A 305-nucleotide genomic window follows, 5' to 3' on the forward strand; every position below is an offset into this window, starting at 1 on the left:
GATTCAAAAGAACTGTTCCTGCTCTTTGCAAGGGAACTTCCGGCCTACATGAAGGAGATCGCGGTTTCCTTACTGCCTATTATCTTATTTTTCATGATTTTCCAGATTTTCATGTTAAAATTAACAACAAGAAAATTAAAGAAGATCGCGATCGGTCTCGCCTATACATACGCGGGGCTGGTACTTTTTCTTACGGGAGTGAACGTGGGCTTCATGCCGGCGGGAAATTATCTCGGACAGGTGCTTGCGAAGTCCGCCCACCCGCTGTTCCTTGTTCCCATCGCAATGATCATGGGATACTTCAT

General features: G+C 45.6%; 1 protein-coding gene. It reads left to right on the forward strand.

Going from position 1 to position 305, the window contains the following annotated elements:
* Nucleotides 1-305: DUF1538 family protein (locus tag PZH32_RS12655; RefSeq protein ID WP_275208603.1), on the forward strand; the 305-nt coding region annotated here is incomplete at both ends.

It is taken from the genome of Adlercreutzia equolifaciens, assembly GCF_029076695.1.
GTDB classification, from domain to species: domain Bacteria; phylum Actinomycetota; class Coriobacteriia; order Coriobacteriales; family Eggerthellaceae; genus Adlercreutzia; species Adlercreutzia equolifaciens_A.